Below are 19610 nucleotides of genomic sequence, written 5' to 3'. Positions count from 1 at the left end.
AATTACAGGAGTTTTTGTGTTCAGATTACCAACCCCCCGACTGTTTAGCGGGCTTAAGACCATGCTCAGGCCGGCGATGCCGCGGTTAAAGGTTTCCGCTGCCTGGTTGTTGATGCTGGCGTGGATCTTTCTGCTGGTATGGATCTGGTGGAAAGGCCCCGCGTGGAAGCTGTATGACGAGTATTGGCTACAACCTTTGGCAAACCGCTGGCTGGCCACTGCAGCCTGGGGATTGATCGCGCTGGCGTGGCTGACTATCAGGGTCATGAAGCGACTGCAGCAACTTGAAAAACAGCAGCGTCAGCAGCGTGAGGAGACGCAGGATCCGCTCAGCGCGGAACTGAATGCACAGCAGCGTTATCTTGATCGCTGGTTGTTGCGTCTGCAACGTCATCTCGACAGCCGTCGTTACCTGTGGCAATTGCCATGGTATATGGTCATAGGCCCAACAGGGAGTGGTAAAACAGCGCTGCTGCGCGAAGGTTTTCCATCTGACATTATTTATACTCCTGAAGCCGTTCGGGGAGCAGAACAACATCTACGCATAACACCGCATGTCGGGAAGCAGGCGGTGATTTTTGATATTGATGGTGCGCTCTGCGACCAGCCAGATGGAGATGTCTTACACCGTCGGCGCTGGGAACACATTCTGGGCTGGTTAGTCGAAAAACGCGCCCGTCAGCCGCTGAATGGCCTGATCCTGACACTGGACTTTACTGATCTGCTTACTGCTGACAAACGCCGCCGTGAGAATCTGTTGCAGATGCTGCGCAGCCGTCTGCAGGATGTACGTCAACATCTTCACTGCCAGTTACCGGTCTATGTGGTGCTAACCCGACTGGATTTACTCCATGGTTTTGCCGCCCTGTTTCAGTCGCTGGACAAAAAAGATCGTGACACTATTCTCGGCGTCACCTTTACCCGCCATGCCCATAAGAATGAAGACTGGCGTACGGAATTGAATACATTCTGGCAAAAATGGGTAGAACAGCTCAACCATAGCTTGCCGGATCTGATGCTGGCGCAGAACCACAATCGCAGTTCCCTGTTCAGCTTTGCCCGCCAAATACAGGGCAGCCGCGAATCCCTGACTGCGCTGATTGACGCCTTGCTGGACGGCGAAAACATGGATGTCATGCTGCGCGGGGTGTACCTCACCTCTTCGCTGCAACGTGGTCAGGTAGATGACATCTTTATGCAGTCCGCTGCCCGTCAATATCGGCTGGGTAGCAGCCCGCTAGTGGCCTGGCCACTGGTAGACACCGTACCGTATTTCACCCGCAATCTGTTTCCACAAGCGTTGCTGGCAGAGCCTAATTTGTCTGGGGAAAATAGCGTCTGGCTGGGTAATGCCCGTCGCCAGATGATGGCTTTTTCGGCATGCGGTGCAGTTCTGGCCATCCTGCTCATCAGCGGCTGGCAGCATTACTACAACACCAACTGGCGCGCAGGGATTAGGGTACTGGAACAGGCGAGGGCATTTATGGCCGTACCGCCACCACAGGGAACAGATGACTACGGCAATCTGCAATTGCCTCTGCTTAACCCGGTACGTGATGCCACGCTGGCGTATGGTGACTGGGGCGAGCGTAGCCGCCTGGCTGAACTGGGGTTATATCAAGGGCGGCGTATTGGTCCCTATGTGGAACAGACTTATCTGCAACTGCTGGATCAGCGTTATCTCCCAGCCCTGCTTAATGGCCTGATGAAGGATCTGGCAGCAGCTCCGGATGGCAGTGAAGAGAAACTTGCTGTACTACGTGTGATCAGGATGCTGGAAGACAAAAGCGGGCGCAACGTGACTGCGGTGAAGCAGTATATGGCGAAACGCTGGAGCGATAAGTTTCATGGCCAGCGCGATGTGCAAGCGCAACTGATGGCGCACCTCGATTACAGCCTGAAGCATACAGACTGGCAGGCAGAGCGTGTGGCAGGCGATGTCGACGCCATCAATCGCTGGACACCGTATGAAAATTCAGTCGCTGCCGCACAGAAAGAACTCAGCAAACTGCCGGTTTACCAGCGCGTCTACCAGAGCCTGAAAACAAGGGCGTTGGGTGTGTTGCCTGCTGATCTGAATTTGCGTGACCAGGTCGGCCCGACCTTTGATCTGGTGTTTACCTCTTCAGATGACAGCAAACTAATTGTCCCGCAGTTTCTTACCCGTTACGGCCTGCAAAGTTACTTTGTGCAACAGCGTGACGCGCTGGTGGAGTTGACGGCGATGGACTCTTGGGTACTGAACCTGACTCGCAGTGTGAAATACAGCGAGGCTGACCGGGCTGAAATCCAACGTCAACTCACCGAGCAGTATTTCAGCGATTACACAGCGACCTGGCGTGCAGGGATGGACAACCTGAACGTGCATAACTATGAGTCGATCACGGAACTGGCAGGGTCGCTGGAGCAAATCATCAGCGGCGACCAACCTCTTCAGCGGGCGCTGACCGCATTGCGGGATAACACGCAACCGGCGGTGTTTTCCGAAAAACTGGATGACAAGGCCCGCGAAGAAGCGTTGGCAGAGCCGGATTACCTGTTGCTGACGCGTCTGGGGCATGAGTTTGCTACCGAAAACAGCACACTGACGGTACAGAAAGACAAAGAAAGCACTCTACAGGCAGTTTACCAACAACTGACAGAGCTGCATCGTTATCTACAGGCTATTCAGAACGCACCGGTGCCGGGTAAATCAGCGCTGAAAGCCGTGCAGTTACGGCTGGATCAAAACAGCAGCGACCCTATTTTCGCCACTCGGCAGATGGCGAAAACATTGCCCGCACCGCTCAACCGTTGGGTAGGCAAGCTAGCTGACCAGGCCTGGCATGTGGTGATGGTGGAAGCTGTTCACTATATGGAAGTGGACTGGCGCGAAAACGTAGTAAAACCGTTCAATGAACAGCTTGCGAATAACTATCCGTTTAACCCGCGTTCATCGCAGGATGCATCGCTGGACGCGTTTGAACGTTTCTTTAAACCAGACGGTATTCTGGACAGCTTTTATCAGCAGAACCTGAAGCTGTTTATGGAAAACGATCTGAGTCTGGTGGATGGCGATAACAACGTGATTATTCGCGAAGATATCCGCCAGCAACTAGATACCGCGCAAAAAATCCGCGACATCTTTTTCAGTCGGCAAAACGGTTTAGGGACTCAGTTTGCGGTGGAGCCGGTGCAGCTTTCGGGTAACAAACGGCGCAGCGTATTGAACCTGGATGGCCAGCTTGTCGATTATAGCCAGGGGCGTAACTATACCGCGCATTTGGTGTGGCCGAACAATATGCGCGAAGGTAACGAGAGCAAGCTGACGATGATCGGTACTGGAGGGAATGCACCACGAAGTATTAGCTTCAGTGGGCCGTGGGCGCAATTCCGGTTATTTGGTGCAGGCCAATTAACCAACATTCAGGATGGTAGTTTCAGTGTGCGCTTTAATGTGGATGGCGGTGCAATGGTATATCGGGTACATACCGATACAGAAGATAACCCATTTGTTGGCGGGCTATTCAGCCAGTTCAAACTGACGGATACGCTGTACTAAGGATCGATGCCTTCTCAGGTTATTTATCTGATGAAGGCATCACATAATATTTAAACTTATCGTGCGGAATAATTATGGCAAATCTCATATATATGTCTCTTAACGGGGAATTACAGGGCTTAATTTCAGCTGGATGTTCTTCTCTGAATTCTATCGGTAATAAAGCGCAGGTTATTCATTATGATCAAATAATGGTGATGGAATTGTCTCACAGCTTAACTCGGCAGCAGAATGTTAATCACCAGGCGCTAACGATGGTTAAGCCGATAGATAAATCATCCCCTTTATTGGGGAAAGCCATCACTGAAAATGAATGTCTAACTTGTGATTTCAGTTTCTATCGTACCAATCGTATGGGCATGAATGAATGTTATTATAAGCTGAAATTAATTAATGCCAGAATAGCGGGAATTCATCTTCAGGTTCCCCATACTATTGATGATAGTGATGGCCAACCGCAAGAAACTATTGAACTGACATATGAGTCAATTAATTGGGAGCACTGTACTGCGGGAACCAGTGCATATAGTTTATGGAGCGATCGTATTTTCTGAATTAGGGAGGTGTGTTTAAATGACAAGTTATTCCCAGTGGTTAGAGAATAATGCTCAGGATGCTTTCATAAGGGGGGGGACGATACCATTCTGGAGGCATGGAGACAAAGTCGCCGCGATTTAGAAGCACAATTATCAAAAAACACGCAGCATATAATGCTGTTAACTACGGATGAAGCACTTGATGCTGTGAAGGATCTTTATAGTTACGGCACCACCTTTGCAGGCAATATAAAAGATACAATATCTGGTGCAAAAAATATTACTAAACTGATGAGCTACAGAGAGGCTGAGAAGCTGGTTTTTAGATTTAAAGGGTTGGGTGTTAAGGCAGAAACTTATATTCAGAAAGGTGTCACCTATATTAAAATTACCGGCTATGCTTCTCTGCGCCGAATTTTGAATGGAACCCGTTATGCGGTTAATCACCCACAGATCCTTGAACTGGGTATAGGAAAAGCAGGAATTAATGCCGGAATCATGAGTGGTGCACGGTTCTGCATTTATTTTTCTGCTGCTCAACGTGTTGTGGAGTTTATTTTTTCCGATCACAGCGGGGAGGCTGTTGCCGCATTTATTGGAAATATCACCATGGATGTGGCTAAAGTAGTGGTGACTATATTTGTGACAAAAATGGTAGTAGCAGGAGCAGGAATTATGTTTAGTGTCACTCTCCCAATTTCTGCTGGCATAGTGCTTATTATTTTATTAGGGGTTGCTGTTACGACCGGATTGATGTATTTGGATGAAGAATTTCATTTATCCAATAAACTAATCTCGAGTATCGATAAAGGGATGGAAGAACATCAGAAAGTGACTGAATGGAATGTCAAAAATGCCAATCCTTATTTGTATACAATGTTGAATGGGCAGTATTGACATTATGGATATTGAGACATCCAAGAAAAAAGTTGTAGCGTTTATTATGGTTGTCTTTCTGACAAGTATGATAATCTTTCTTTATAATGCTTGCAGCAAAACTATAATGGGTTTGATTAATAGTGAGGATTATATTTTTTATACGTGGGGAAGTATTCCATCATTTTTTGCACTGCCTGTAATAATTTATGGCGATGTGCTCTGTTTGAGTGTACTTCTTCCATATAGTTTGAAAACGACTCCTGCTTTGCTAAAGCTAATAATCCCAGCAACAATTTATGCCGCTGCTGCATTGGTTCTTGGTTTTATGCTTTCTTTAATAATATCCATTTACCCACTGGGTGCTAATTACTATCAATGTAAAGCCCCAAGTATTGTGTCAGGTAGTCATTATGCTAAGAGTAAAGAAATGTGCAAGGCGAGAGAATATTCAATAGACAGTGAAGGCGAAACTCAGAGGTAAATCCAGAAGATATTTAAAGCACAGATGATTATCAATTCACATTAATGATTAAGAGATGTTTATATTATGGATATTGTAAAGCTGAAAGGTATAGCTGGGGCTGTTTTTCTTATTGTGTTTCTAACGAGCGGGATAGTTTTTATTTACAATGAAGCAGGGTCGGATACAATAGAACTAATCAAAGGCTACGACTATATTTCCTATGATTGGAAACAAATTCCATTATTTCTTTTTCTGCCAGTTATGGTTTTTTTTGATCTATTTATTATTTGTATGTTACTACTTCCCTGGAGAAAAAGAATATCTTTGGTAATGCAAAAATTAATGATCCCAGTAACAGTTTACGGCATTTCTTCATTTGTTATTGGTGTGATTATCTCTATGGTCATTTCTGTATATCCGCTTGGTACCGATTACTATAAATGTGATTCCACAAGTATAGTCTCTTCAGGTAGTCATTACGCTAAGAGTAAAGAAATGTGCAAGGCGAGAGAATATTCAATAGACAGTGAAGACGAAACTCAGAGGTAAATCCAGAAGATATTTAAAGCACAGATGATTATCAATTCCCATTAATGATTAAGAGATGTTTATATTATGGATATTGTAAGGCTGAAAGGTATAGCTGGGGCTGTTTTTCTTATTATACTCCTGACGAGTGGTGTGTTGTTTTTTTACACTATTGGCAGTGAGACAGTGATTGGGTTGATTAATGGAGATGATTATATTTATTATGACTGGAAACAAATACCCTTATTCCTTTTCACTCCGGTTATGATTTTTTTTGATTTATTTATTATTTGCCTTTTGATTTTTCCATGGAAAAAAAGAATGGCTTCGGTAATACAGAAATTAATGATTCCAGTAACGGTTTATAGTATTTCCTCATTTGTTGTTGGTATTATTATTTCCATGATTATTTCTGTATACCCTCTTGGCACCGATTACTATAAATGTGATTCCACAAGTATCGTATCCTCAGGTAGTTATTATGCTAAGAGTAAAGAGATATGCAAACAAAGAGCATATTCACCTGAGCAGGAAAGCAAAGTAGATTCTATTAAATAATGTTTAATCTGTCGACATTGAATTTGTAAGAGTTATGCGAAATATATAATGAGCAAAAGATTATTCTGTACGTGGTTATTTTGTTCTCAATTACATCCAAGGAATAAGTAAAATGAAAGAGACGCAGACCATCGTTACTGGTAGCGACCCGCGCGAATTGCCGGAATTTAGTGCCATCCGCGAGGAAATTAATAAAGCCAATAATCCATCGCAACCGGAACTGAACTGGAAACTGGTGGAATCGCTGGCGCTGGCGATTTTCAAAGCCAATGGAGTAGATTTGCATACTGCGGCTTACTATACGCTGGCTCGCACCCGTACCCAAGGGTTGCCCGGGTTCTGTGAAGGGACTGAATTGCTGGCAGCGATGATAAGCCATGAATGGGAAAAATTCTGGCCGCAGAGTGGTCCCGCGCGCACCGAAATGCTCGACTGGTTTAACACTCGTACTGGCAATATCTTGCGCCAACAGCTGTCATTTTCTGACGCTGACCTACCGCTGCTCTATCGCACTGAGCGGGCATTACAACTTATCTGCGACAAACTCCAGCAGGTGGAGTTGAAGCGTCATCCGCGTGTGGAAAATCTTTTGTACTTTGTGCAGAACACGCGAAAACGGCTTGAACCACAGCTAATAACCAGCGTGCCAGTACAACCGACTGTCCGGACGCTGGTGTACTCACCAGAGGGTGCAGAAACCTCACACGATTTGTTACCGCCCCTTCCTGAATTGCCGGAGATGAGAGTGGCTGTTCATGGTATGGCAGCCAGCCAGCCTATAGCCCAGAAGGGAAATCTCGTTAAGGGATTTGCAGGTGGTGTGTTCTGTAGCGCCGTTGTGGTTGCCGCATTCTGGTGGTGGCAGGTTTACCCTATGCAGCAACAAATCGGTGCAGTGCGCGATACGGCGCAGGGGCAGCAACTGTGTGGTTAGTATCACCGGATCAGGCGAATTATCAGCAGCGGTTACAGCAACTTCTTACTGTTTCACCGTTGAAACCACTGGAAACGGGTCAACGGATGGTTCGCACGGCAGACAGCCAGTGGCCTGAAAGTTTGCAACAACAGCAAGCGACGGCGCAGTGGAATGACATGCTAAAAGGCCGCTCAGCAAACAGCCCCGAACTTAAGGGCTGGCAGCAGACGCGCACGGATTTACGCGCATTCGCTGAATTGTTAGTACAACGTGAAAAAGCGAAAGAAGGTTTTACACTTTCTTCTATCAAAACCATGGTCTATCAGGCAGAACGGACGCTGAACCAGGAAACACCTCTGGAATACCTGCTGACGCAATACCAGGATGCACACGAGCAGAAGCTGAATACTGATGCTCTGGAAAAACAAATTAATGAGCGGCTGGATGGCGTATTAAGCCGCTGGTTGTTGCTGAAAGACACCACTGTTCTGGGGACGGTAACCGACACTAAAGTTGATAAATAGTACTGACTATCAGGGGGATTAACATGGCAGATTTTTTAACTGACATTAAACAGAAAGTGATAGTTTTTGATATATCACCGTATTTCACATGAAGTACGAAAGTAATATATTTATCAATGCCTGCCGCCATAAATTACAGGCGGCAGATGTGGTGATATTACTGATATCGGTTCACTAGATCTTTAACCACAGCTACAAACGTTTTCTGCTTAAGCTGAATAATCTGTTGCTCTGTTGTATTTATGTTTCCTGACTGAACCGGGAGCACACTGTATTCATAATTGACAGGTGACCAGGTAGCCCATTCACCCGTTGCTACATTCACCAGAGAAAAACGTACCAGGTAACGCAGTGAGGCTGAATCCGTGAGTTTTTCATTTTTATAATCGGACCATGCCATGTTTTTTGTCACAGAATCATATCTGCCTGACTGCAATGTATCCTGGTAAACGATAATGACTCTTTGATGCCCCTTCGCTGCAATATAACGTAACGCCTGCATATAATTCATATTTTCACTGGCAATAATATCCCCACTCTCATTTTTATTACATACAGCTACTTTTTGTCTGTCTGGAATTCCGGTGAATGTCGATACCCGATAGTATTTTTCCATTTCCTGTTGCATGGACATTTCAGGCGCCTTGTTACCTGACTGAACCAGGATAACGGCAGAATTCAGCGGTACACTTAACTTCTCGCCATCCAGTGCTGCCTGAATATCTTCTTCAGATACAGCCAGTGTCGTTTCATTCCCAAAAATGTCTTTGTCAGTCAGTTGCTGTGCGAGGGCATTTTTACTGGCACTACTTTCTGGACGAAATGCTCCGGTTTTTTTTGCATCAATAGGGGAATGTGGTGCACAGCCAGCAAGAAAAAATGCAGCCGCGCACAAAAAGACTGTTGACCTGGAATCCATGCTACTTTCTTCCTTGTTTTCGCCAAAATTATTGTGATTGTTCATCTGGAAATCTGAAGTGATTATATACCTGTACTAGTAGTCAGCAAAATAGGATTTATTTTATTATGCATTCATGAAATATATGGGTTGTGCTGAAATGATTACCTGAATGATTTTCATGATGGTGAATTAAGTCTTTAGTCGTGGTGGTGATATTTCTGTAATATTAAATAGGTAAGTAGAAATATCACAATGTTTGGTCTGGCACGGCACTTTTATTAATCATCCGTTCCGGCAATCCCTCCTAGCCAGGCAATTAACTGGCTACTTCCAGGTTGGCTCAGTGTTCGTTGTGGCCAGGCGAGAAAATAGGGTTTACTCAGCGGCAGGCTGAGCTCATCTACGACAACAAGGCTGCCTAATGCTAGTTCTTTGGCAATTAAATGCCGTTGCCCAAGTACAACCCCCGTACCCGCGACAGCGGCATCTAATGCGAGTGAAGTGAGATTGAAGATGAAAGAGGGCTGCGGTTGAGGTTCTTCCCTCTCTTTAGCCTGAAACCAGCTTCGCCAGTCAGGTAGAAAACGCCCTTCGTTTCCCCAGTCGAGATGAATCAGTGGTGCTTCGTTTAGCAGATCCCGGCCCTGGAAACGCGCAACCAGTTCCGGGCTGGCGACTGGCAGCACCTCATCGTGAAATAAAAATTGTTTTTCCAGTTGGCTATAGCGCTCTTCACCAAAACAGATAACAAAATCGGCATGCATGGTGTTGAAGTCCACCTGGGTATGAGTGCCATGCAACGCCAGGTCAACATCCGGGCAATGGGCACGCCAGTTATGTAACTCGGGAAGTAGCCATTTGGTTGCCAGTGAAGGCAAAGAATAGAGCGTTAATCGGGGAGCCGCAGCGGCATAGCGAATGTTTTGCTGGCCAAGCAGCAAAATATCAAAAGCTTCAGTGACATAACGTAAATACTCTTTCCCTGTTTCGGTCAACATCACTCCGTTTGGTGTGCGGACAAAAAGTGCACTGCCTAGCTGTTCCTCCAACTGACGAATTTGCTGGCTAACAGCCGCAGGAGTGAGCGCTAACTGAGCTGCCGCTTTTGCAAGGCTGCCCAATTCAGCCGCCGCTTTGAACGAGTTAATCACGCTGATTTTGGGTAATCGCAGTTGCGGTGCAGGCATTAATTTTTCCTTTTCAAGGTATTAAGTATTTATCGTTATCTACTCAGCGTGCAGGGGGATTACAGTAAAATCACACCTGCTAACGATGAGAATTGCATATATGCCTGAATCCATTATTAGTCTCGACGCGCACCCGATTAACGATATCGCCTGGCGTCGCTCTTGCCGGGAGCAGTTAAACGCCAGCGGTGCGCTGGTACTACGCCAGTTTTTGCAACCAGCAGCACTGAATACCATTATCGGTGAGGCCGAAGCACAGCGCCATCAGGCGTATCACACGGTCAGCAGCCATAATGCATACCTGATGAAAACCGATCCGGAATTCAGTGCGGAACATCCCCGCAATCGCGACGTAATCAGTACCAAAGGTTGCATCACTGATGATTTAATTGCCTCTAATTCGCCGCTACGCACACTTTATAATAGTGCTGAGTTTCAGTTTTTTCTTTGCGATGTACTGGGCGAAGAAGCTCTCTATCCTTATGCCGACTCCCTCTCATCGATTAATATTCACTATGCTCCACACGGTAAGGAATTGGGCTGGCATTTTGATAACTCATCGTTTGCCATCACTCTGTTATTACAAAAACCGCTAGCGGGCGGTATTTTTCAGTATGTGAAGGATTTGCGCGATGCAGATGCGGGTGAGATGAATTACGACGGAGTGGCAGAAGTCCTTGATGAACGCCGCACTGTCGATCAATTGGCAATTGACCCGGGCGATCTGGTTTTGTTTCGGGGCCGTAATTCGCTTCATCGCGTCACGCCCACCGAAGGTGAGGTGACGCGAATGTTGGTCGTACTGGCTTACAACACTAAACCGGATATCGCACTATCAGAAAACGCCCGTATGACCTTTTATGGGCGTCTTTAATCTTCAGTCTCGTTAAGCAGCGCACGCCAACCACGGGCAAAGTATTGCTGAGTACGCAACGCCACCAGTGCCCGCCAGTCTTCATCGGCGGGCCAGAACGCTTCCACCAAATCACGTTTAATTTCCTGGCCCTCGGCAGTGGCAGGATTAGCTTTGAGATGTAACCAGTGATCGTTCCGTAGTCGCCGGTGCATCTCTTCTGCGGGGTAGGTGCCACATTCCACGACCAGCGGCAGAATCTGGGTATCAGGCAGAGCGTTGAGCAGGAACTGCGACAAATAACCCGTTGCTGTCGCTGTGACGCCGGTATCGCTATCTCGACCCGCACCGGTAAACAAAAGCGTCAGTGATTCTTTGTAGATCCGTTTGCCCCATGCGTGTGCCGGGAATGGCTGCTCAGCAATAGAAAGCAGCATTGGATGGGCCCAGGCTCCAGCACCCGTATGCAGATCAAAACTGATGATGGTCCGTGCGCGACTGAGATGACGCTCAATGATGGCTTGCATGGTTTGCATGGACCAACTGGGTTGGTTGCCACCATAGAACAAGCCTGTCGGATACTGATACTGCCCGGCCTCGACTACGCGTTTTAGCGCAGGCCATCCCTCCCTGGACAGCGCTGACGCCAGTTGCCTGTCGGCAAATTCCCGCTCACCAGAGTAAATATCGTGCCAACGCAGATAGTCTTGATTACTCGGGATGGTCTGTGAAAAATCGATGAAACCGCGGTTAAGATCAATATTGTCTTCGTTGACTCGCCGCAGGTGGGCGGTTCCCCAGGGGTTAAGCAGATGGATAAACAGCAGTGCTGTATCAGCAGGTAACTGATTCATCTCAAATTCCGCAAGCCAGGCAATCTGGCTCTCTGAGCCATAATAGCCTTCAACCCCGTGAGTGCCAGAAATCACAAGCATCATGCGAGATGCCGTCTCACTGCCAAAAAGCGCTACATCGGTATAAAGTAATTCACCTTTCGGGCCGCTGAGTGGATGTGGGTAAGAATGAATCAACCCACCTTTCGTCTCTGCCATAGAAATAAAACGCGACCTTTGAGTGGTATAATCCGCTAATGGAATATCCGCTGTCATCATTATTTATTTCCTTATGGATAAACTGAGTAATTAAAGTATTTCTTTGCCAGACGATCGTAAGTGCCATTTTTATGTATTTCGGCCAATGCCAGGTTTATTAATTGCAGATTTGTTTTATCGTCTTTTCTTAATGCGATGCCAACACCATCACCAAATACTTCTTTGTCTGTAATAGTGGCCTTAATCGCAAAGTTTTTACCCTCCGGTTTATCAAGAAAACCTTGCTCGGCAGAGATAATATTGGTCAGGCTGCCATCAAGACGCCCGGAAACCAGATCAGGATAAATCTCCATCTGATTGGCGTAGGAGATGACCTCCACGCCTTGTGGTTCCCATTTTTTCTTGGCGTAGGTTTCCTGAATAGTCCCCTGTGCTACGCCGATTTTTTTGCCCTGCAGTGAAGCCGTATCATGGCTCAGTGTGCTGCTGTTCAGTGCGATCAGCGCATTTGGAGTGTTATAAAGCATGTCGCTAAATGCGACCTGCTCACGGCGCTTCTCGGTCATTGCCATAGCAGACAGAATCGCATCAAACTTCCGCGCATTAAGCGCAGGAATGGTCGCGTCAAAGCCAATTTCTACCCACTGGCAGGTCACTTTAGCCTGGGCGCAGATGGCATTGCCCAGATCAATATCAAACCCCTGAAGCGAGCCGTCAGTAGCTTTAGATTCAAACGGCGCAAACGTTGGGTCGACACCAATACGTAGGGTCTGCTGTGCAAAAGCAGTATGACTTAATCCTGAAAACGCGAGAATCAGTGAGGCGAGAATATGTTTTTTCATTTTTATCTCCGAGGGGCGCAGGTGAAATTATTAGTCACACATAAATTAATTACCATGACGTTACTATTTCCGCCAGTAAATATCTTACTTCAGCACTAGTTTTTTCTTATAATTTCGGTTGGGTCGTTGTGGTAAGTAAAACTTTCGACAGCATTAAATATTATTTAATACTATTAGTGGGAATAAATGCGTTTATTTATATTGCAAATTAAGCAGGCGATTTATTGATAAATTATTGGTCAAGTAACCGAACTGTAGAATGGTGATGATTCCAGTTTATTGATAGTGCTTAATAACCAGGTTAGAGATCTATAAAAATGCCGTTCAACTCGGTTATGTCAGTGAAATAGTTTGCTGTCAGAGAGTATCGATGACCCCACCGTCAACGCGAACGGACGCTCCTGTGGTCGCGGAAGCAAACGGCGACACAAGATAGGTTACTAAGTTTGCGACTTCCTCGACGCTGCTGGCACGTTGAATGATCGAACTGCCACGATGCTGCTTGACGAAGGCGGCGGCAATTTCCTCCAGCGGCAACCCCGTTTTCGCTTGCTCATCGGCAAGCATCGCTTCTACACCTTCGGAAAGAGTAGGACCCGGGAGTACGGAGTTAACGGTGATATTTGTACCAGCCATGCGCTTAGCGAGACCGCGGGCGACAGCGATGTCGGCGGTCTTGCTGACGCCGTAGTGAATCATTTCGACCGGAATATTAAAACCAGATTCTGAGGCCAGGAATATCACGCGGCCCCAGTTCAGTTTCTGCATGCCTGGAAGATAGGCGCGGGAAAGCCTGACGGCGGACATGACATTGACCTGCCAGTGGCGATCCCAAACTTCGTCGTCAGCGTCGAAAAAGTCAATTGGCTGGAAGATGCCTGCGTTGTTAATCAGGATGTCTACCTGAGGAATTTGGGCGACAAGAGCCGCACACCCCTCGGCAGTTGACAGGTCGGCCGTGGCAGGTTTAACGCTACCTCTTGCGCCTTCGGCTTCTAGCCGTTTGGCGGCCTTTGTGGTCTTTTCCTCTGAGCGGCCATTGAGCACGACATCCGCTCCAGCCCTTGAAAGTTGGCGAGCAATTGCGTAGCCGATGCCTTCCGTTGAACCTGTAACCAGCGCTCTCTTGCCTGTGAGATCGATTTGCATTTTCTGCTCCTGTCGAGATTGGATGACAAAAACATGGGGTCAGTTTTGCAGTCTCGCAATGGGCAGGTCAGTGGGGAATATGGGGAGAAAGGAAGTGAATTCGCCCTTCAGAATGCCTGCGCATCAGGATTGCTGAAAGTGTAGCAGGCGCTGGAATGTGGGGGGAGGCGATGAGTCATCGAATAGGGTTTGATGGAGTGAGCGTTTCTCCAAAAGCAAAAAACCAGCCCGTAGGCTGGTTTCTTTAAATAGTGGTGCCCGGACTCGGAATCGAACCAAGGACACGGGGATTTTCAATCCCCTGCTCTACCGACTGAGCTATCCGGGCAACGGGGCGCATTAAACCGTAAAGGCCGTTTGTCGTCAATGGTTTTGTGTTAATAAGCCGTGCGTTTGCGCGAATATTGTGCTCCGGCTAGCAGCGTCGTCTTGAACCCTCGTGCAGAAGGTGCCATGATTGCGCGAAATTTCACACATCGCAACGGGGCGCTTATTGATGTTTAGAGTCAATGTTCACCGGCATCTCTCGATGGCGCTCGTTCACCTTTCTGTTGTATCCCGAAGACCCTTGCTCACCATGCGGTGAGGGCATCGCACGCTCACTGCAGGACAACAGTAAAATCAGGTGATGCCTGGTTTTACTGATGTCTGGCGGTCGGAGTGGGAATCATCCTTCAGACCATCAAGACACATTCGCCGGGGAATGCTCCCTTTGCCGTGCCATCTGGCACTCACTCATCCTTGACCTCTGGGATTTGTGCATATGAAATCTTTGAAAATTGCCGCCAGCCACAATGTGGTTGCCACACTTGAAACGCATCGCGAAGTGGTCACGCTCGATAGCACTGACTTCACCGATATCGCCGCCGTTGTCCTTTCTGTCGCTGATAGCCGCAGCGGTATTCTGGCGCTACTCAAACGTACAGGTTTTTCGATTCCCGTTTTTTTAGCCGCTGATGCAAGGCCTGGCGAGCAAGAAGGGATATCGGGGCTGATAACCGGCGAAGCGCAGGATTATCTGGAGCTGGAAAAAGCGGCCAGTGACTACGAAGCCAATCTGTTGCCGCCGTTTTTCGATACGTTGACGAAATATGTCGCGATGGAAAACAGCACTTTTGCCTGCCCTGGCCACCAACACGGTGAATTTTTCAAAAAGCACCCGGCCGGCCGCCAGTTCTATGATTTCTTCGGCGAGAATCTATTCCGCGCCGATATGTGCAACGCTGACGTTAAACTCGGTGATTTGCTGATCCATGAAGGATCGGCCAAGCATGCGCAGAAGTTTGCCGCCAAAGTGTTTAACGCGGATAAAACTTACTTCGTGCTAAACGGCACCTCGGCGGCCAATAAAGTCGTCACTAATGCGCTGCTGACCCGTGGCGATCTGGTTCTGTTTGACCGCAACAACCATAAATCAAACCATCATGGTGCGTTGATTCAGGCCGGAGCGACTCCGGTTTATCTCGAGGCTGCTCGTAATCCATTTGGGTTTATCGGCGGTATCGATGCGCACTGTTTTGATGAAAAGTATCTGCGTGAGTTGATCGCCGAAGTTGCGCCAGATCGCGCACAAGAAAAGCGTCCGTTCCGCCTGGCGGTGATCCAACTCGGCACTTACGATGGCACCGTCTATAACGCGCGCCAGGTGGTGGATAACATCGGCCACCTTTGTGATTACATTTTGTTTGATTCAGCATGGGTCGGTTATGAGCAATTCATCCCGATGATGGCGGACTGCTCGCCGCTGCTGTTGGATCTTAACGAAAACGATCCGGGGATCTTTGTGACGCAATCGGTGCATAAGCAGCAGGCCGGTTTCTCGCAGACTTCGCAGATCCACAAAAAAGATAACCATTTGCGTGGGCAAGCACGATTCTGCCCGCATAAGCGGCTGAATAACGCGTTTATGTTGCATGCTTCAACCAGCCCGTTTTATCCGCTGTTTGCCGCTCTTGATGTGAACGCGAAAATTCACGAAGGGGAGAGCGGACGCCGTCTGTGGGCCGAGTGCGTGGTGCAGGGCATTGAAGCGCGCAAAGCGATCATCGCCCATTGTAAGATGATCAAACCGTTTATCCCACCGGTGGTGGCGGGTAAGCCGTGGCAGGATCATCCCACTACGGCAATCGCGCAGGAGCGCCGTTTCTTCAGTTTTGAGCCGGGTGAGAAGTGGCATGGTTTTGAAGGTTATGCGCAGGATGAATACTTCGTTGATCCTTGCAAGTTGTTGCTGACGACGCCGGGTATCGATCCACAAACCGGGCAATACACTGAATTTGGTGTACCTGCGGCGATCCTCGCAAACTATCTGCGTGAAAACGGGATTGTCCCTGAGAAATCGGATCTTAATTCGATTCTGTTCTTACTGACGCCTGCGGAAAGCACTGAGAAGCTGGCGCATCTGGTGGCGATGCTGGCGCGGTTTGAGCAGCATATCGAAGACGATACACCGCTGGTGGATGTTTTGCCGACGATCTATCAGAAATATTCCCAACGCTACAGAGGCTATACGCTGCGCCAGTTGTGCCAGGAAATGCACGATCTTTACGTCAGTTTTGCGGTGAAGGATCTGCAAAAAGCGATGTTCCGCAAAGCCAGCTTGCCTGCGGTTGCTATGAATCCACAGGATGCCAACAGCGAGTTTATTCGCGGTAATGTGGAACTGGTGCGTTTAAGCGAATCAGAAGGGCGCATTGCGGCGGAAGGTGCGTTGCCGTATCCGCCGGGCGTGTTGTGTGTCGTACCGGGCGAAGTCTGGGGCAGTGCCGCGCTGCGTTATTTCCTCGCGCTGGAGGAAGGTGTGAATATGTTGCCGGGCTTCTCGCCAGAATTGCAGGGTGTGTATAGCGAAACAGATGCGGATGGGATCAAGCGTTTGTACGGCTACATGATAAAAGCCTAAAAACGCTCCTCTTTTCAGCTTTTGTAGGGGGATAAGCGCTAGCGTCATCCACCAATTTACATTAGTGGTGTCGGATGACGCTGCGCTTATCCGACCTACGAAAAAAGATTTGCCAGTAGTTTTAGGCGTTATCAATCAGGCAACTGGCTGGATAGCCGCAGGCGTTCTGACGTGTTTATATTTGAACAGTGCGACGAAGGCGAAGGCCAGTACCAGTGAATATCCGGCGAAAATTAGCCATACGCTTTGCCAGTCAGTAATGCCCGCCGTCGTGTAGTTTTCCACCACTTTGCCGCTGACAATCCCGCCCAAAATGCAACCAAAGCCGTTGGTCATCATCAGGAACATGCCCTGTGCGCTGGCACGAATTTCTGGTTTCACTTCTTGCTCAACGAATACCGAACCGGAAATGTTGAAGAAGTCAAAGGCGCAACCGTAGACGATCATCGACATTACCAGCAGCATGGTGCCCATCGGCGTTGGGTCGCCAAAGGCAAACAGACCAAAGCGCAGCATCCACGCCACAATACTGATAAGCATCACGTTCTTGATGCCGTAACGCAGCAGGAAGAACGGAATCGTCAGGATAAATACGGTTTCAGAAATCTGCGAAATAGACATCAGCACTGACGCGTGTTCAACAATAAAGCTGCTGGCGAACAGCGGGTTTTGATCGAAGCTGTGCAGGAAGGTGTTGCCAAACATATTGGTAATTTGTAACTCGGCACCTAACAGCATAGAGAAGATAAAGAAAATCGCCATGCGCTTGTTTTTGAATAAAGCGAAGGCATCCAGCCCTAACATGGAAGTCCAGCTTTGGTTTTTTTGCGCGTTGGCGACCGGAATATGTGGCAGTGTCAGGGTGAACAAGGCTAAAACCACTGACAGTGTGGCACCGATATAAAGCTGCATGTGGCTCAATTCGAAGCCTGAGAAGCTCACGCCCCACATGGCGAAGATAAAGCCAATGGTTCCCCAGATACGAATTGGCGGGAAGTCAGTGACAATATTCATTCCCGCTGATTGCAGGCGATAGTAAGAGATGGTGTTCACCAGGCCAAGCGTTGGCATATAGGCCAGTGAGTTCAGCAGAATCACCACGAACATCGCACTCGGTGAGGTGACCTGGGCTGCGAAATACAGTGTGACGGCGCCAACCAGATGACAGGCAGCGTAGAGCCAGCGCGCACTAATCCATTTGTCCGCAATAATACCCAGTAGCGTTGGCATAAATACCGCAGCAATCCCTAATGAACTGTATACCGCGCCGATGGCCGCGCCATCAAACTTGAGGGTGACGAACATGTATGAGCCGAGTGTAGTCAGCCAGCTACCCCACAAGCAGAACTGCAGAAACGAAAGTACTTTAAGCTGCAGCTTAAGGTTCATGGAAATTTCCTCACAGGATTTAACTATCGAATGTTGCATTTCTCACATATCTGTTTCGATATGTTGTAATCGTAACATTAGCAGGGCTGCGGAGTAATTTTTGGTAAATTCAGCAAATAAATGAAAACATCTTCAAGTTACATTCGAAAATAGTGACCGGGGCTACATTTTTTGCTGAATGAGGCAGGTAAAGCGCGGGCAATGTTGTCTCTCCTGGCATCAAAATGAATGACAGGAGAGACAACAAACAGAGGATTAACGCCGACGATAGCTCTTCTGTGCGGTGTTCACTTTTTTCAGATAATTACGAGATTCCGCAGACGGGTGGCGTGTTGTCAGGGTTTGATAGATATCACCTGGAGCCATACTATTGATAATATTGAACGCGCGGTTCTTATCGTTGTTGAACACGCGCAGCACGCTGCCCGCACCGCCGTTATATGCGGTGATGACGGCATAACGGCGCGAGGTTGGGTTATCAATTCCGCTCAAATAGCTGTCTTGCAGAATCGCCAAATAAGCCGTGCCGGTATCGATATTGCTTTCCGGGTCAAACAAGAAGCTGCGGCTTGGTTTGCCCCATTTCCCTTGCGATTTGAAGACATCAACCCCGGCGCTGTGCTGCACAACCTGCATCAGGCCCAGTGCATCAGCGTGGCTCACGGCATACGGGTTAAAGCTCGATTCGGTTTGCATGATTGCCAGGATCAGGGATTCATCGACGCCATATTTCTTCGACGCTTTGCGTACCATGCCAATGTATTTATGCGCACGTTTATCAAGGTGGTTTGGTACCAGGTTGATGGTCACGCTATAAACAATTTTCAGCCCGGTACTGCGGCTTTTCATGCGTGTTTGCAGCAGGTAATCAGCAAACTTAGAGGCGCGGCCTTCCCAGCGAATCGGCTGGCCGGTGTTATCAACTACCTGGCCATACAGGAACGGTTCTTTGGAGATAACCACATCGTTGGCATCGGAATAAAGGTCGATTGAACCCGGATCGTCGCCCATCAGTAACGTGTTGATGATCGCCTGACGTAAGTGCGCAGCAGGTTCAGTGCCGGCAATGGTTTCGATGGTAATCGTACCTTCGTCAAAGTTGATGTGGCTACGGGTCAGGTATTGGTCGGTATATTTCACGTAGTCTTTAGGACCCGCAATCAACACTTCCTTGATGCCCCAGATATTTTCAATGTTATGAGCGAATTGCCCCATCAAAATATCGAAACCATTGGTGTCTTTAACAAAAGCCTCGTTATAGGAGTCTTCTTTTTTGCTCGAACATGAGATGAGCAAGGGGACAACCAGAGCTAGCGCGAGAAATTTTTTCATCGTTCCGTGTATGCGTGTGCTTGTTGGAGTTTGCATGAGGGGCGATGGCCCCTGTATT

The 19610-nt window shown here is 48.0% G+C and carries 15 protein-coding genes, 1 tRNA gene and 1 pseudogene; 9 read left to right on the top strand and 8 right to left on the bottom strand.

Annotated elements, in window-relative coordinates:
- The first annotated feature begins 16 nt into the window (after positions 1-16).
- The 7 genes and pseudogenes from tssM to D8682_RS11705 all read left to right on the top strand — a co-directional run bounded on the left by tssM (position 17) and on the right by D8682_RS11705 (position 7945).
- Positions 17-3541 carry a type VI secretion system membrane subunit TssM gene (gene tssM, locus D8682_RS11735; RefSeq protein ID WP_121814313.1) on the top strand — a complete coding sequence of 1175 codons (3525 nt, stop codon included), beginning with the start codon at positions 17-19 and terminating at the stop codon, positions 3539-3541.
- 74 nt (positions 3542-3615) lie between these two features.
- Positions 3616-4095 (top strand): Hcp family type VI secretion system effector, encoded by a 480-nt coding sequence (locus tag D8682_RS11730; protein ID WP_064539989.1) that lies wholly within the window; start codon positions 3616-3618, stop codon positions 4093-4095.
- Positions 4096-4251: 156 nt separating this feature from the next.
- Positions 4252-4974, top strand: coding sequence for a hypothetical protein (locus D8682_RS11725; RefSeq protein ID WP_238392837.1), 723 nt, complete (start codon positions 4252-4254; stop codon positions 4972-4974).
- Positions 4975-4978: 4 nt separating this feature from the next.
- Positions 4979-5437, top strand: a complete 459-nt coding sequence (locus D8682_RS11720) for a DUF1240 domain-containing protein (RefSeq protein WP_162303014.1) — start codon at positions 4979-4981, stop codon at positions 5435-5437.
- 66 nt (positions 5438-5503) lie between these two features.
- Positions 5504-5968 carry a DUF1240 domain-containing protein gene (locus D8682_RS11715; RefSeq protein WP_121814311.1) on the top strand — a complete coding sequence of 155 codons (465 nt, stop codon included), beginning with the start codon at positions 5504-5506 and terminating at the stop codon, positions 5966-5968.
- Between the two features lie 66 nt (positions 5969-6034).
- A complete protein-coding gene (locus D8682_RS11710; protein WP_121814310.1) occupies positions 6035-6505 on the top strand; it encodes a DUF1240 domain-containing protein in 471 nt (156 codons plus the stop codon).
- A 112-nt stretch (positions 6506-6617) separates the two neighbouring features.
- A pseudogene (locus D8682_RS11705) lies at positions 6618-7945 on the top strand (VasL domain-containing protein).
- 157 nt (positions 7946-8102) lie between these two features.
- Here the strand turns inward: D8682_RS11705 and D8682_RS11700 are convergent.
- Positions 8103-8864 (bottom strand): hypothetical protein, encoded by a 762-nt coding sequence (locus D8682_RS11700; protein ID WP_064540247.1) that lies wholly within the window; start codon positions 8862-8864, stop codon positions 8103-8105.
- 260 nt (positions 8865-9124) lie between these two features.
- On the bottom strand, positions 9125-10033 hold the full coding sequence (locus tag D8682_RS11695) for a LysR substrate-binding domain-containing protein (protein WP_121814309.1): 909 nt from the start codon (positions 10031-10033) through the stop codon (positions 9125-9127).
- A gap of 100 nt (positions 10034-10133) precedes the next feature.
- On the opposite strand from D8682_RS11695, the gene D8682_RS11690 reads away from it, so the two are divergent.
- Positions 10134-10907, top strand: coding sequence for a 2OG-Fe(II) oxygenase family protein (locus tag D8682_RS11690; RefSeq protein ID WP_121815689.1), 774 nt, complete (start codon positions 10134-10136; stop codon positions 10905-10907).
- Here D8682_RS11690 and D8682_RS11685 read toward each other — a convergent pair.
- From D8682_RS11685 to D8682_RS11670, 4 genes are all read right to left on the bottom strand, one after another.
- The gene (locus D8682_RS11685) at positions 10904-11998 is read right to left on the bottom strand and encodes a DUF2817 domain-containing protein (protein ID WP_238392836.1); all 1095 of its coding nucleotides are present in this window, start codon (positions 11996-11998) and stop codon (positions 10904-10906) included. The two genes, D8682_RS11690 and D8682_RS11685, sit on opposite strands and share 4 nt — an antisense overlap.
- An 11-nt stretch (positions 11999-12009) precedes the next feature.
- On the bottom strand, positions 12010-12780 hold the full coding sequence (locus D8682_RS11680) for an ABC transporter substrate-binding protein (RefSeq protein ID WP_121814308.1): 771 nt from the start codon (positions 12778-12780) through the stop codon (positions 12010-12012).
- A gap of 357 nt (positions 12781-13137) precedes the next feature.
- Positions 13138-13929, bottom strand: a complete 792-nt coding sequence (locus tag D8682_RS11675; RefSeq protein ID WP_121814307.1) for an SDR family NAD(P)-dependent oxidoreductase — start codon at positions 13927-13929, stop codon at positions 13138-13140.
- 252 nt (positions 13930-14181) lie between these two features.
- A tRNA-Phe gene (locus D8682_RS11670) sits at positions 14182-14257 on the bottom strand.
- Between the two features lie 435 nt (positions 14258-14692).
- Here D8682_RS11670 and D8682_RS11665 point away from each other — a divergent pair.
- Entirely contained in the window at positions 14693-16831 is a 2139-nt protein-coding gene (locus D8682_RS11665) for an ornithine decarboxylase (protein WP_121814306.1), read from the top strand.
- A gap of 135 nt (positions 16832-16966) precedes the next feature.
- Here D8682_RS11665 and D8682_RS11660 read toward each other — a convergent pair whose 3' ends face one another.
- A complete protein-coding gene (locus tag D8682_RS11660; protein WP_064539974.1) occupies positions 16967-18220 on the bottom strand; it encodes a nucleoside permease in 1254 nt (417 codons plus the stop codon).
- A 255-nt stretch (positions 18221-18475) separates the two neighbouring features.
- Complete coding sequence (gene mltC / locus D8682_RS11655) at positions 18476-19552, bottom strand: membrane-bound lytic murein transglycosylase MltC (RefSeq protein ID WP_064539972.1); 1077 nt, start codon at positions 19550-19552, stop codon at positions 18476-18478.
- Between the last annotated feature and the right edge of the window lie 58 nt (positions 19553-19610).

The sequence above is a fragment of the Buttiauxella sp. 3AFRM03 genome, assembly GCF_003675305.1.
Classification (GTDB): Bacteria; Pseudomonadota; Gammaproteobacteria; order Enterobacterales; family Enterobacteriaceae; genus Buttiauxella; species Buttiauxella ferragutiae.
Note: the sequence above shows the minus strand (reverse complement) of the source record. Positions and strands in the feature narration are given on the sequence as shown.